Genomic DNA, 13,762 nt, shown 5'->3' with positions numbered 1-13,762 from the left:
CCATCAAGTGATTGGTGGGGCTTTTTGTTCGTCCTGTTACGGCCTTTTTGTTATAATGGAACTATGAATAACTTGATCAAATCAAAACTAGAGCTCTTGCCGACCAGCCCTGGTTGTTACATTCACAAGGATAAAAATGGCACCATTATCTATGTAGGAAAGGCTAAAAATCTGCGTAACCGCGTGCGGTCTTATTTCCGTGGAAGTCATGATACCAAGACGGAGGCTCTGGTGTCTGAAATTGTGGATTTTGAATTTATCGTCACTGAGTCCAATATTGAGGCACTTCTCCTAGAAATCAACCTGATTAAGGAAAATAAGCCCAAGTACAATATTATGCTCAAGGATGATAAGTCCTATCCCTTCATCAAAATCACCAATGAGCGTTATCCTCGCTTGATTATCACCCGTCAGGTCAAAAAGGACGGAGGTCTTTATTTTGGACCTTATCCTGATGTGGGAGCGGCCAATGAAATCAAGCGACTACTGGATCGGATTTTTCCTTTTCGGAAATGTACCAACCCGCCGTCTAAGGTTTGTTTTTACTACCATATCGGCCAATGTATGGCCCACACCATCTGTCAGAAAGATGAGGCTTATTTCAAGTCCATGGCTCAGGAGGTTTCTGATTTCCTAAAAGGACAGGATGACAAAATCATCGATGACCTCAAGGGGAAGATGGCATCCGCAGCTCAAAGTATGGAGTTTGAACGTGCGGCGGAATACCGTGACCTGATTCAGGCGATTGGAACACTTCGGACCAAGCAAAGGGTCATGGCTAAAGATTTGCAAAATCGGGACGTCTTTGGCTACTATGTGGATAAGGGCTGGATGTGTGTTCAGGTTTTCTTTGTCCGTCAGGGAAAACTCATCGAGCGGGATGTCAATCTTTTCCCCTACTACAATGATCCAGATGAGGACTTCTTGACCTACGTGGGACAATTCTATCAAGAAAAATCTCACCTGGTTCCCAATGAAGTATTGATTCCGCAGGATATTGACGAAGAAGCCGTCAAGGCCTTGGTGGATACCAAGATTCTCAAACCCCAACGTGGGGAAAAAAAACAACTGGTCAATCTAGCCATCAAAAATGCCCGTGTTAGTCTGGAGCAGAAGTTCAATCTGCTAGAAAAATCAGTCGAAAAGACCCAAGGAGCTATTGAAAATCTGGGACGCTTGCTCCAAATCCCGACCCCAGTCCGTATCGAGTCCTTTGATAACTCTAATATCATGGGAACCAGTCCTGTTTCAGCTATGGTGGTCTTTGTCAATGGCAAACCGAGTAAAAAAGACTACCGAAAGTACAAGATAAAAACGGTTGTTGGCCCAGATGACTATGCTAGTATGCGAGAGGTTATTCGCAGACGTTATGGCCGAGTTCAACGTGATGGTTTAACCCCGCCAGATTTGATTGTGATTGATGGGGGACAAGGTCAAGTCAATATCGCAAAGCAAGTCATCCAAGAAGAGCTAGGTTTGGATATCCCAATTGCAGGTCTGCAAAAGAATGACAAGCACCAAACCCATGAACTGCTCTTTGGAGATCCACTGGAAGTGGTGGAGTTGTCTCGCAATTCTCAAGAATTCTTTCTCCTCCAACGCATCCAGGATGAGGTGCACCGCTTTGCTATCACCTTCCACCGCCAACTGCGCTCAAAAAATTCCTTTTCTTCACAACTGGATGGGATTGACGGTCTGGGACCTAAACGCAAACAGAATCTCATGAAGCATTTTAAATCTCTCACTAAAATCAAGGAAGCTAGTGTGGATGAAATTGTCGAAGTGGGTGTGCCAAGAGCAGTCGCAGAAGATGTGAAAAGAAAGTTGAACCCTCAGGAAGAAGTGGAATTGGCTCAAGTGGCGGAAGAAAGAGTGGACTACCAAACAAAAGGAGATTATGATGAACCATAAAATCGCAATTTTATCAGATATTCATGGAAATGTGACTGCCTTAGAAGCAGTGATTGCAGATGCTAAAGCACAAGGAGTCAGTGAATACTGGCTCATGGGAGACATTTTCCTCCCTGGTCCAGGTGCAAATGACTTGGTCGCTCTGTTAAAGGAACTTTCTATCACTACAAGTGTTCGAGGCAATTGGGATGATTGTGTCCTTGAGGCTTTAGATGGGCAATATGGCTTGGAAGACCCACAGGAAGTCCAGCTCTTGCGTATGACGCAGTATTTGATGGAGCGAATGGATCCTGCAACGATTGACTGGCTACGAAGCTTACCTATGCTAGAAAAGAGAGAAGTTGACGGACTGCGTTTTTCTCTTTCTCATAATTTGCCAAATAAGAACTATGGTGGTGACTTGCTAGTTGAGAATGATACAGAGAAATTTGACCAACTCCTAGATGATGAAGTTGATGTGGCAGTCTATGGTCATGTTCACAAGCAGTTGCTTCGTTATGGCAGTCAAGGGCAACAAATCATCAATCCAGGGTCGATTGGCATGCCCTATTTTAATTGGGAGGCGTTAAAAAATCACCGTGCTCAGTATGCTGTGATAGAAGTAGAATATGGGGAATTAGTAAACATTCTATTCCGAAAAGTTGCTTATGACTATGAAGCAGAGTTAGAATTGGCCAAGTCCAAGGGGCTTCCTTTTATCGAAATGTATGAAGAACTACGCCGAGATGACAACTATCGGGGGCACAATCTAGAACTCTTAGCTAGTTTAATTGAAAAGCATGGGTATGTTGAGGATGTGAAGAAATTTTTGGAGGCTATAAAGTCAGAATATAAGGTAGACTAGTTTCTTAAAACCCCTGAAAATTAGTTGGAACTGGATGAGGAAAAATCTGATTTTAATGATAAGTTTAAATCCAGGACTTCATCCGTGTTCCAATTTCTTTCTATGAAAAATCTCTGCAAGCTCTTTCAAAATATGGTAGAATGGATGCAGTAGAATTAGAAAAGGAAATCGATTATGAAATTTCTTGAATTAAATAAAAAACGTCATGCGACTAAGCATTTTACTGATAAACCGGTAGATCCCAAAGATGTGCGTACGGCTATCGAAATCGCAACCTTGGCCCCAAGTGCCCACAACAGCCAGCCATGGAAGTTTGTGGTTGTTCGTGAGAAAAATGCTGAATTGGCAAAATTGGCTTATGGTTCGAACTTTGAGCAGGTATCAGCAGCACCTGTAACCATTGCCTTGTTTACCGACACAGATTTGGCTAAACGTGCTCGTAAGATTGCCCGAGTTGGCGGCGCTAATAACTTCTCTGAAGAGCAACTTCAATATTTTATGAAGAATCTGCCAGCTGAATTTGCGCGTTACAGTGAACAACAAGTCAGCGACTACCTAGCCCTCAATGCAGGTTTGGTTGCCATGAACTTGGTTCTTGCTCTGACAGACCAAGGAATCGGTTCTAACATTATTCTTGGATTTGACAAATCAAAAGCCAACGAAGTTTTGGACATTGAAGACCGATTCCGTCCAGAACTCTTGATCACAGTTGGATACACAGATGAGAAATTGGAACCAAGCTACCGCTTGCCAGTAGATGAAATTATCGAGAAGAGATAGGAAGAAAAAATGACAGTTATTGATTTTACAGCAGAAGTAGAAAAACGCAAAGAAGACCTCTTGGCTGACTTGTTTAGCCTTTTGGAAATCAACTCAGAACGTGATGACAGCAAAGCCGATGCTGAGCATCCATTTGGACCTGGTCCAGTAAAAGCCTTGGAAAAATTCCTTGAAATCGCAGACCGTGATGGCTATCCAACTAAAAATGTTGATAACTACGCAGGACATTTTGAGTTTGGTGAAGGAGAAGAAGTTCTCGGAATCTTTGCTCACATGGACGTGGTGCCAGCTGGTAGCGGTTGGGACACGGACCCTTATACACCAACTATCAAAGACGGTCGCCTTTATGCGCGTGGAGCTTCAGACGACAAGGGGCCTACAACAGCTTGTTACTATGGTTTGAAAATCATCAAAGAATTGGGGCTTCCAACTTCTAAAAAAGTTCGTTTCATCGTCGGAACAGATGAAGAATCAGGCTGGGCAGACATGGACTATTACTTTGAGCACGTAGGACTTGCAAAACCAGACTTCGGTTTCTCTCCAGACGCTGAGTTCCCAATCATCAATGGTGAAAAAGGAAATATCACGGAATACCTCCATTTTGCAGGTGAAAATACAGGTGCTGCTCGTCTTCACAGTTTCACAGGTGGATTGCGTGAAAACATGGTACCTGAATCAGCAACAGCAGTCGTTTCAGGTGACTTGGCTGACTTGCAAGGGAAACTAGATGCCTTTGTTGCAGAACACACACTCAGAGGAGAAATCAAAGAAGAATCTGGCAAATACAAGGTGACCATCATTGGTAAATCAGCCCATGGTGCTATGCCTGCTTCAGGTGTCAATGGTGCGACCTACCTGGCACTCTTCCTCAGCCAGTTCGACTTTGCTGGACCTGCAAAAGACTATCTTGACATCGCTGGTAAGATTCTCTTGAATGACCATGAGGGTGAAAATCTCAAGGTTGCTCATGTAGATGAAAAGATGGGTTCCCTTTCTATGAATGCGGGTGTCTTCCGCTTTGACGAAGCAAGTGCTGACAATACCATTGCCCTTAACTTCCGTTATCCAAAAGGAACAAGCCCAGAGCAGATCCAGTCAATCCTTGAAAACTTGCCAGTTGCTTTTGTTAGCCTTTCTGAACACGGTCACACACCTCACTACGTGCCAATGGAAGATCCGCTTGTGCAAACCTTGTTGAATGTCTATGAAAAACAAACTGGTCTTAAAGGTCACGAGCAAGTCATCGGTGGTGGTACCTTTGGTCGCTTGCTGGAACGTGGGGTTGCCTACGGTGCTATGTTCCCGGACTCAATCGATACCATGCACCAAGCCAACGAATTTATCGCCTTGGACGATCTCTTCCGAGCAGCAGCAATCTATGCAGAAGCTATCTATGAATTGATCAAATAAAACGATAGAAGTCTGAGATTTTATGCTTGGACTTCTTTTTGGAGGGTAAACAGATGTCTCAAATTGAAAGAATCAAGCAAGCCATTATGGCGGATCCGCAGAATACCAGCTATACAGAACGCGGAATTGAACCTCTCTTTGCGGCGCCAAAGACTGCCCGCATCAATATTGTCGGTCAGGCTCCTGGGCTTAAAACGCAAGAAGCTGGGATTTATTGGAAGGATAAGAGTGGCGATCGCTTGCGTGAGTGGCTAGGTGTAGATGAAGATACCTTTTACAATTCGGGCTTGTTTGCAGTTATTCCCATGGACTTTTATTTCCCAGGACATGGAAAATCGGGCGACCTTCCCCCCCGTAAAGGCTTTGCCGAAAAATGGCACCCACAACTCTTGCAAGAATTGCCCAATATCCAATTAACTCTCTTGATTGGGCAATATGCCCAAGCCTATTATTTACATGAGAAAGTTAGTGGCAAGGTGACAGAACGGGTAAAACATTACCAGAACTACTTACCAACCTATTTTCCTCTAGTTCACCCTTCTCCTCGTAATCAAATTTGGATGGCTAAGAATCCTTGGTTTGAGTCAGAAGTGATGCCCGATTTGAAAAAAAGAATTCAAAAGATTCTTGGAGAAACAAAATGAAAGAAATTACTTTTAACGATTTTTACCAGCTTTACCAGAATAGTTCACTTTCTGTGCTGGACGTGAGAGAAGTAGATGAGTTTGAGTCTCTTCATTTAGAAGGTGCTCGTAATTTACCTCTCAGTCAATTGGCTGATACTTATGAACAACTAGACAAAGACCAGCTTTACTACGTGATTTGTAAATCTGGGATGAGGTCAGCACGTGCTTGTCAATTTCTAGCTGAACAAGGTTATGACGTTATCAATGTCCAAGGCGGAATGACGGTCTTTGAAAATCTTTAAACCTATATGGCGATAGATCCTAGTCTTCCCTTGCTCGGTTCCAACTGAGTGAGGGATTTTGTTTTTAGATAATTCTTATTTTTAAAAATATTGAAAACATTCAATGATTAATTTTGGATACTTTTTTCAGAGTCTTAATCATGGTATACTAGGTCAGTATTTTAGAAATATGAAGGAGATTTTTATGGCTAAAAAAGGTGCCCTAACAGGCTTGCTCCTGTTTGGAATATTTTTTGGTGCGGGGAACTTGATTTTTCCGCCTTCTCTAGGTGCCCTATCTGGAGAACAGTTTCTTCCTGCCATCGCAGGTTTTGTATTTTCGGGTGTTGGGATTGCTGTCCTAACGCTCATCATCGGAACGCTCAATCCTAAAGGATACATTCACGAGATTTCTAAGAAAATCTCACCTTGGTTTGCGACACTTTATCTTGCAGTCCTCTATCTATCGATTGGCCCCTTCTTTGCCATTCCACGTACAGCAACAACAGCTTACGAAGTTGGGATTAGTCCCCTCTTGTCTGAAGCAAATAAAGGCCTAGGATTGATTATCTTTACCGTGCTTTACTTTGCCGCAGCCTATCTGATTTCACTCAATCCATCAAAGATTTTGGACCGTATCGGACGAATCTTGACACCAGTCTTTGCTTTGTTGATCGTTATCTTGGTTGTACTAGGTGCCTTCAAATACGGTGGAACAAGTCCTCAAACTGCGTCAGCTGCTTATCAAGCTTCTGCCTTTGGTACAGGTTTCCTAGAAGGTTATAATACCTTGGATGCTCTTGCTTCAGTGGCCTTTAGTGTGATTGCTGTTCAAACCTTGAAACAACTTGGATTTTCAAGTAAGAAAGAATACATCTCAACTATTTGGGTTGTTGGTATTGTGGTAGCTCTTGCCTTTAGCGCTCTCTACATCGGTTTAGGATTCCTTGGAAATCATTTCCCAGTACCAGCAGAAGTGATGAAGGGTGGAACACCAGGCGTTTATATCTTGTCACAAGCAACTCAGGAAATCTTTGGTTCAACAGCTCAGCTCTTTCTTGCTGTTATGGTAACTGTAACCTGTTTCACAACGACAGTTGGCTTGATTGTGTCGACAGCAGAGTTCTTTAACGGACGTTTCCCACAAATCAGTTACAAGGTCTATGCAACTGCCTTTACCTTGATTGGGTTTGCTATTGCTAATCTTGGCCTTGATGCAATCATTAAGTACTCAGTGCCAGTACTTGTAATCTTGTACCCAATCACCATCTCCATTGTGATGATCGTGATTGTGAATAAGTTTGTACCCTTATCAAAACCGGGCATGCAGTTAACCATTAGCCTTGTTACAGCTATTGCTCTTGCAAGCGTTCTTGGAAGTTCCTTTAAGATTGAGTTTCTTGAAAATCTGATTAATGCCCTTCCGTTTGCGTCAGCCTCTCTTCCATGGCTAGTGCCAGCTATTATCGGAATCTTGCTTTCGCTGGTTCTACCAAACAAACAAGAGAGTGATGTTTTTGAGATGGAATAAAAAAATTCTTGGTCAACGACCAAGAATTTTTTGTATAAGCACGACTCGTTAGTTGGTTTGTTCAGTATAACCAGCCTCTTTAAGCATTTTTCTAGTTTTTAGGAAACTTACACGGCTTCCAGAGCCAGAAACTTCATTTGGCATTGCTTTTTTCATCTCTTCGAGATTCACAACAGTCATGTCAACCTCCATGCTATGGATGACTTTTCCATCTTTGAATTCGATATTTTGTGTAATGCCTTTAAGTCCTTCCTCCTTTTTATAAGTTTTCACGATAAGTTCTTTAATCTCTTCTGCTGACTTGTCCAGTATTTCAGGGTCAAAAACATTATAGACTTCTTGTTTTACAACATCATCCCCCTTAACAGTGTATGTCAAGGTAGAAGTTCTTCCGGGATTGCTATTGTGAACAAATGTGTGGGTTTCTGTCTCATCTTTCTTTTCAGATGATTGTTGGCTGCTTTGTTTGGTCTCGCTTGACTGAGTTGTTGTGTCTTCTTTGGTACTGCTGCTAGCAGGTGTAGATGCTTGTTTGGAGCATCCGAGCAGGAGGACAAGTGAAGCCACTAGGGCTAGTGAAGTTTTAACAAAAGTTTTCATAAAATTTCCTTTCATAATCAAAGTATTTTGTATTATAACATGATTCTACTACAAAATCAACTAGACCTCCCCTCTCATCTGATTTGACATGACAATGAACAGAAACTAGTCTGACGATTAAAGTTTTGTCTCTATCTGTTTCAAAAATTTTTTATCGTATGGATTGAAAAGTGGGAAGTTTTAAATGCACTTTTTATGGGATTTGGAGGAATCTATCGGACTCATCAGTTAGGAATATAGTAAAATACCCCAAGAGTCAGAGTTGTGTCTAACTTTTGGGGTGGACCTACACTAGTCTATATGAAATTTTGGGAGATTAGTTCGTCTTTTCTGTGAATCCCATTTTTTCCAGTGCTTTTTTAGAATTTGAGAAACTGACACGATTACCGATACCAGAATATTCTTCAGGAAGTGCTTTTCTAAGTTCGCTAATGCTTGCAACTGAGAAATCAACTTCTAGATCTTGAACAACTTTACCATCTTTGATTTCAATCGTTTGTTTAACACCTTTGAGTCCATTATAACCTTTGTACTTTTCTTCGATAAAACTCTTGACATCTTCTGGAGTTGCACCAAGGATTTCAGGATCAGCAATGTTATTAGCTGATTGCTTGATAACATTGTCCCCTTCTACAGTATAAATCAAGGTAGAAGTGATTCCAGAATTGCTTTTGTTTACAAAGGTATGTGTTTTAGTTGTTTCTTTCTTTTCAGATGATTGTTGGCTGCTTTGTTTGGTCTCGCTTGACTGAGTTGTTGTGTCTTCTTTGGTACTGCTGCTAGCAGTAGTTGATGCTTGTTTGGAACATCCGAGCAGGAGGACAAGTGAAGCCACAAGGGCTAGTGATACTTTAAAGTATGATTTCATATCTATTACTTTCCTTTCATAATCAAAGTATTTGTATTATAACATGGATCTATAGTGAAAGCAACTAAACACAGTTTTTCTCCTTTTGAGAAGGAGTCTGACTAGAAAAATGTTATAATGGTAGGAAAGAGGTGAAGAAATGAATCAAACTGTAAACTATATCAAAGAATTAACTGCTATTGCATCTCCAACGGGCTTTACTCGTGAGATTTCAGACTACCTAGTCCATACTTTAGAAGAGCTTGGTTACCAGCCTATTCGAACTGCTAAGGGTGGTGTCAATGTTACTATTAAAGGTCAAAATGATGACCAACACCGCTATGTGACTGCCCATGTGGATACGCTGGGTGCTATTGTCCGTGCTGTCAAACCGGATGGCCGTCTCAAATTGGATCGTATCGGTGGTTTCCCTTGGAACATGATTGAGGGAGAGAACTGTACGGTTCATGTGGCTAGTACAGGTAAAACGGTATCTGGAACTATCCTCATCCACCAGACATCTTGCCATGTCTACAAGGATGCAGGAACTGCTGAACGTACTCAGGACAATATGGAAGTGCGTTTGGATGCAAAAGTAACCAATGAAAAAGAAACCCGCGCCTTGGGTATTGAGGTTGGAGACTTTATTAGTTTCGATCCGCGAACAGTTGTGACAGAAACTGGTTTTATCAAGTCTCGACACTTGGATGACAAGGTCAGCGCAGCAATTTTGCTCAATCTTCTTCGTATTTACAAGGAAGAGGGGATTGAATTGCCAGTAACAACTCATTTTGCTTTTTCAGTCTTCGAAGAGGTGGGTCACGGTGCCAACTCCAATATTCCAGCTCAGGTAGTGGAATATCTAGCTGTAGATATGGGAGCTATGGGCGATGACCAACAGACGGATGAGTACACAGTATCTATCTGTGTCAAGGATGCTTCTGGTCCTTATCACTATGACTTCCGTCAACACTTAGTAGCTTTGGCGAAAGAGCAAGATATTCCATTTAAGCTGGATATCTATCCATTTTATGGATCGGACGCTTCAGCAGCTATGTCAGCAGGAGCAGAGGTCAAACACGCCCTCCTTGGAGCTGGTATTGAATCCAGTCACTCTTACGAACGAACACACATTGATTCGGTCGTGGCGACTGAGCGTATGGTAGACGCCTATCTCAAGAGCACCTTGGTGGAGTAAAGGGGCGATAAAGTATTATGTTTGAAATGCTGAAACAATTAGCAACGCCTGCTATAATAACGGGGTTAGTTTCGGGTTTGTATGCTTATTTCCAAAAGAAAAAAGAGGAATATCGTAAGTATGTGTATGAAAATAAACAAGAAAACTTTAAAGAACTAGTTGTTTATGCCGATGAACTGGTAGATAAAGGAATTACTAATCCAGATTTAGAAAAACTACTTTTTAAAATTTCTCAAAACATTAATCCGTATGGACGAAAAATAAAAACTTTTGGAAAATATCAGTGGATAGAAGATGATGGATATATATGGTATCAAATAGAAATTATAGAGAAAAAACTTGCTTCTCAAATACTTCAAATAGAGGATTTAAAAGAACTAGCTCATCGGATACAAATTGCTAAACGATTACTAGATATAAAAGTAGAAAAAAATATTCCGCTTATAAGTTCAGCTAAAATATGGTTTTATTTATTTCAGTATGCGATGTTATTACTTCAGCTATTTTTCATTTACTTTGGGTATCAGAGTTTTATAGAACAACCTACTGGACCCTCTTTGTTATTGGCTTATTTGCTGCTTGTTGTAATTTTAATTTTTTTACTCCCAGAATTTAGTGTTGATGAAAGTGATGATGGAAGATCTGGAATATTTATTACAGTGTGCCTTTTCTATATTGTCGCAGTTGATACTGTAATATCGTATTATTTGTATAAAAATTTATCTATTGTTCTTATTGTTGGAATAGTTTCACTTTGTTTAAGTATTGGTGTAATATTTTTAAAAGCTATTATCTTCGGAGAAAGTGAAATTGGTAAGGTATCTACAATTTATATCGAAGAATATAGAAAACTACAGGGACCTAAGTTAAGTAAGAGACGCTTTATAGATAATTTTACAGTTATTCCATTTTTTAATAAGATTCAAAAATTATTTCACAAAGATAAGAGGGAGGGGAATGATGACCTATGAACACCGACTTTTTGACCTTAATCACATCCTTCTCGACTTTGAAGCAGTGGATATCCGAGGGGTAAATAAAGCAGGGATTGACAGTGAGTGATTTAATCCCTATGTGCTTGAGAATGCAAGTATAGCTAATCCCGAGCTGTCAGGCTCAAGATATTTTGAACTTATTAGAGTTGAAAGGAGAGACTCATGTGTCTTATTTGTGAGCGGATAGACCTAATTAAAGCGGGGAAAAATCCCTACTTTGTAAAAGAACTAGAAACAGGCTATGTTGTTATTGGGGATCACCAATACTTTAAGGGCTATACCTTATTTCTGGCAAAAGAACATATAACAGAACTCCACCATATGGAGACTTCTGAAAAACTGCGTTTTCTAGAGGAAATGAGTTTAGTCCAAGAAGCAGTCGCCAAAGCGTTTAAAGCTGAAAAGATGAACATCGAACTTCTAGGAAATGGAGATGCCCACGCTCACTGGCACCTCTTTCCAAGACGGTCAGGTGATATGAAGGGGCATGGGCTTAATGGCCGTGGTCCAGTCTGGTGGGTGCCCTGGGAAGAAATGGCGTCAGAAGATTGCCAAGTGAAATCCCATGAGTTGGAACAAATGATTAAAGCCTTATCCGATGAATTAGAGAAGCACATGGCCTAAGAGAGGAAGAAAAAATGAAAAAAAGATACATCGTTTTATCAGGTTTGCTAGCAGTAACCCTAGCAGCATGTTCTCAAGAAAAACCTAAAAATGAAGAAAACACTCAAAAAACGGAACAAACTAGTCAACCTGAAGGAACTGTAGGGAGCAAATCCCAAGCCTCTAGTCAGAAGAAGGCAGAAGTTGTCAATAAGGGAGACTACTATAGTATTCAAGGGAAGTACGATGAAATCGTCATAGCTAATAAGCACTATCCTTTGTCAAAAGACTATAATCCAGGAGAAAATCCAACAGCTAAAGCAGAGTTGCTGAAACTCATTGCAGCAATGCAAGCAGCGGGCTACCCAATCAGCGATCACTACAGTGGTTTTAGAAGTTATGAAACTCAAACCAAACTTTATCAAGACTATGTGAATCAAGATGGTAAGGAAGCTGCTGATCGCTACTCAGCTCGCCCAGGTTATAGTGAACACCAAACAGGTCTTGCTTTTGACCTTATTGGGACAGATGGTGATTTAGTTACTGAAGAAAAGGCAGCCCAGTGGCTCTTGGATCATGCGGCTGACTTTGGCTTTGTTGTTCGCTATCTCAAAGGCAAGGAAAAAGAGACTGGCTACATGGCGGAAGAATGGCATCTTCGCTACGTCGGAAAAGAGGCCAAAGAAATTGCTGCAAGTGGTCTCAGTTTAGAAGAGTACTATGGCTTTGAAGGCGGCGATTACGTCGATTAAAAACGAAAGTTTTCTCTTGCATTTTTAGATAAATAGTGTATAATGGAAAAGTATGTGTAAAGCATACTTGTGGGAGGTAAAAATCTCTAATTACCGCCAAAACCACAAAGGAGGATTTAAAAATGGCTAAAAAAGTCGAAAAACTTGTAAAATTGCAAATCCCTGCTGGTAAAGCTACACCAGCTCCACCAGTTGGACCTGCTCTTGGTCAAGCTGGTATCAACATCATGGGATTCACAAAAGAGTTCAACGCTCGTACAGCTGACCAAGCTGGTATGATCATTCCAGTTGTTATCTCAGTATACGAAGACAAATCATTTACTTTCGTTACAAAAACACCACCAGCTGCTGTTCTTTTGAAAAAAGCTGCAGGTGTTGAAAAAGGATCAGGTACACCTAACAAAACTAAAGTTGCTACAGTTACTCGTGCACAAGTACAAGAAATTGCAGAAACTAAGATGCCAGATTTGAACGCAGCAAACATTGAGTCTGCAATGCGTATGATCGAAGGTACTGCTCGTTCTATGGGATTCACTGTTGTTGACTAATCAATAACACCCCCAATATAACCCGCAAGACTTCATCATTTCGAGAAGTGACGTGGGAGATGAAAATCGATTGAACCACTTACAAGGAGAATAGAAAATGGCTAAAAAAAGCAAACAACTTCGTGCTGCTCTTGAAAAAATCGACAGCACAAAAGCATACAGTGTAGAAGAAGCTGTAGCACTTGCAAAAGAAACTAACTTTGCAAAATTTGACGCAACTGTAGAAGTTGCTTACAACTTGAACATCGACGTTAAAAAAGCTGACCAACAAATCCGTGGCGCAATGGTATTGCCAAACGGTACTGGTAAAACTTCACGCGTTCTTGTTTTCGCACGTGGTGCAAAAGCTGAAGAAGCAAAAGCTGCTGGTGCAGACTTTGTTGGTGAAGATGACCTTGTTGCGAAAATCAACGACGGTTGGTTGGACTTCGACGTAGTTATCGCTACACCTGACATGATGGCTCTTGTTGGACGTCTTGGACGTGTCCTTGGACCACGTAACTTGATGCCAAACCCTAAAACTGGTACTGTAACAATGGATGTTGCTAAAGCAGTTGAAGAGTCTAAAGGTGGTAAAATTACTTACCGTGCTGACCGTGCAGGTAACGTTCAAGCAATCATCGGTAAAGTATCATTTGAAGCTGAAAAATTGGTTGAAAACTTCAAAGCTTTCAACGAAACAATCCAAAAAGCAAAACCAGCTACAGCTAAAGGAACTTACGTAACAAACTTGACAATCACAACTACTCAAGGTGTTGGTATCAAGGTTGACGTAAACTCACTTTAATCAGTAGTTTATATCAGAGAACGAGTACGAATGTGCTCGTTTTTTTGAT

General features: G+C 41.1%; 15 protein-coding genes. 13 read left to right on the top strand and 2 right to left on the bottom strand.

Going from position 1 to position 13,762, the window contains the following annotated elements:
• Window positions 1–63: 63 nt before the first annotated feature.
• The 7 genes from uvrC to brnQ all read left to right on the top strand — a co-directional run bounded on the left by uvrC (window position 64) and on the right by brnQ (window position 7,383).
• On the top strand, window positions 64–1,911 hold the full coding sequence (uvrC, locus tag HMPREF2766_RS08145) for an excinuclease ABC subunit UvrC (protein ID WP_001061160.1): 1,848 nt from the start codon (window positions 64–66) through the stop codon (window positions 1,909–1,911).
• Window positions 1,901–2,755, top strand: a complete 855-nt coding sequence (locus HMPREF2766_RS08140) for a metallophosphoesterase family protein (RefSeq protein WP_001015771.1) — start codon at window positions 1,901–1,903, stop codon at window positions 2,753–2,755. Before uvrC ends, HMPREF2766_RS08140 begins: the two co-directional genes overlap by 11 nt.
• A gap of 174 nt (window positions 2,756–2,929) precedes the next feature.
• The gene (locus tag HMPREF2766_RS08135; RefSeq protein WP_000670151.1) at window positions 2,930–3,535 is read left to right on the top strand and encodes a nitroreductase family protein; all 606 of its coding nucleotides are present in this window, start codon (window positions 2,930–2,932) and stop codon (window positions 3,533–3,535) included.
• A gap of 9 nt (window positions 3,536–3,544) precedes the next feature.
• Window positions 3,545–4,945, top strand: a complete 1,401-nt coding sequence (gene pepV / locus HMPREF2766_RS08130; protein WP_070569161.1) for a dipeptidase PepV — start codon at window positions 3,545–3,547, stop codon at window positions 4,943–4,945.
• A gap of 53 nt (window positions 4,946–4,998) precedes the next feature.
• The gene (locus HMPREF2766_RS08125; RefSeq protein ID WP_070569157.1) at window positions 4,999–5,589 is read left to right on the top strand and encodes a uracil-DNA glycosylase family protein; all 591 of its coding nucleotides are present in this window, start codon (window positions 4,999–5,001) and stop codon (window positions 5,587–5,589) included.
• Complete coding sequence (locus HMPREF2766_RS08120) at window positions 5,586–5,873, top strand: rhodanese-like domain-containing protein (RefSeq protein ID WP_000659169.1); 288 nt, start codon at window positions 5,586–5,588, stop codon at window positions 5,871–5,873. The genes HMPREF2766_RS08125 and HMPREF2766_RS08120 overlap by 4 nt, the downstream gene beginning before the upstream one ends.
• A gap of 184 nt (window positions 5,874–6,057) precedes the next feature.
• Window positions 6,058–7,383 carry a branched-chain amino acid transport system II carrier protein gene (brnQ, locus tag HMPREF2766_RS08115; protein ID WP_001074590.1) on the top strand — a complete coding sequence of 442 codons (1,326 nt, stop codon included), beginning with the start codon at window positions 6,058–6,060 and terminating at the stop codon, window positions 7,381–7,383.
• A gap of 48 nt (window positions 7,384–7,431) precedes the next feature.
• Here brnQ and HMPREF2766_RS08110 read toward each other — a convergent pair whose 3' ends face one another.
• Both HMPREF2766_RS08110 and HMPREF2766_RS08105 read right to left on the bottom strand, forming a co-directional pair.
• Window positions 7,432–7,983, bottom strand: a complete 552-nt coding sequence (locus tag HMPREF2766_RS08110; RefSeq protein ID WP_070569154.1) for a DUF1307 domain-containing protein — start codon at window positions 7,981–7,983, stop codon at window positions 7,432–7,434.
• A gap of 316 nt (window positions 7,984–8,299) precedes the next feature.
• Window positions 8,300–8,851 carry a DUF1307 domain-containing protein gene (locus HMPREF2766_RS08105; RefSeq protein WP_070569150.1) on the bottom strand — a complete coding sequence of 184 codons (552 nt, stop codon included), beginning with the start codon at window positions 8,849–8,851 and terminating at the stop codon, window positions 8,300–8,302.
• Between the two features lie 139 nt (window positions 8,852–8,990).
• Between HMPREF2766_RS08105 and HMPREF2766_RS08100 the strand changes: the two genes are divergently transcribed.
• From HMPREF2766_RS08100 to rplA, 6 genes are all read left to right on the top strand, one after another.
• Window positions 8,991–10,028, top strand: coding sequence for a M42 family metallopeptidase (locus tag HMPREF2766_RS08100; protein WP_001077273.1), 1,038 nt, complete (start codon window positions 8,991–8,993; stop codon window positions 10,026–10,028).
• A 17-nt stretch (window positions 10,029–10,045) separates the two neighbouring features.
• Entirely contained in the window at window positions 10,046–10,999 is a 954-nt protein-coding gene (locus HMPREF2766_RS08095) for a hypothetical protein (protein ID WP_000462603.1), read from the top strand.
• A gap of 186 nt (window positions 11,000–11,185) precedes the next feature.
• Window positions 11,186–11,647, top strand: coding sequence for an HIT family protein (locus HMPREF2766_RS08090; RefSeq protein WP_000335584.1), 462 nt, complete (start codon window positions 11,186–11,188; stop codon window positions 11,645–11,647).
• Between the two features lie 14 nt (window positions 11,648–11,661).
• Window positions 11,662–12,378: an LD-carboxypeptidase LdcB/DacB gene (ldcB, locus tag HMPREF2766_RS08085; RefSeq protein WP_000747738.1), complete on the top strand. Its 717-nt coding sequence runs from the start codon at window positions 11,662–11,664 to the stop codon at window positions 12,376–12,378.
• Between the two features lie 122 nt (window positions 12,379–12,500).
• Window positions 12,501–12,926 carry a 50S ribosomal protein L11 gene (gene rplK, locus HMPREF2766_RS08080; RefSeq protein ID WP_001085808.1) on the top strand — a complete coding sequence of 142 codons (426 nt, stop codon included), beginning with the start codon at window positions 12,501–12,503 and terminating at the stop codon, window positions 12,924–12,926.
• Window positions 12,927–13,023: 97 nt separating this feature from the next.
• Entirely contained in the window at window positions 13,024–13,713 is a 690-nt protein-coding gene (rplA, locus tag HMPREF2766_RS08075; RefSeq protein ID WP_001085675.1) for a 50S ribosomal protein L1, read from the top strand.
• The last annotated feature ends 49 nt before the right edge of the window (window positions 13,714–13,762 follow it).

Origin of the sequence: Streptococcus sp. HMSC076C08 (assembly GCF_001810825.1) — a bacterium.
In the GTDB taxonomy this organism is placed as follows: Bacteria; Bacillota; Bacilli; order Lactobacillales; family Streptococcaceae; genus Streptococcus.
This window is presented reverse-complemented; position numbering and strand designations above follow the sequence as displayed.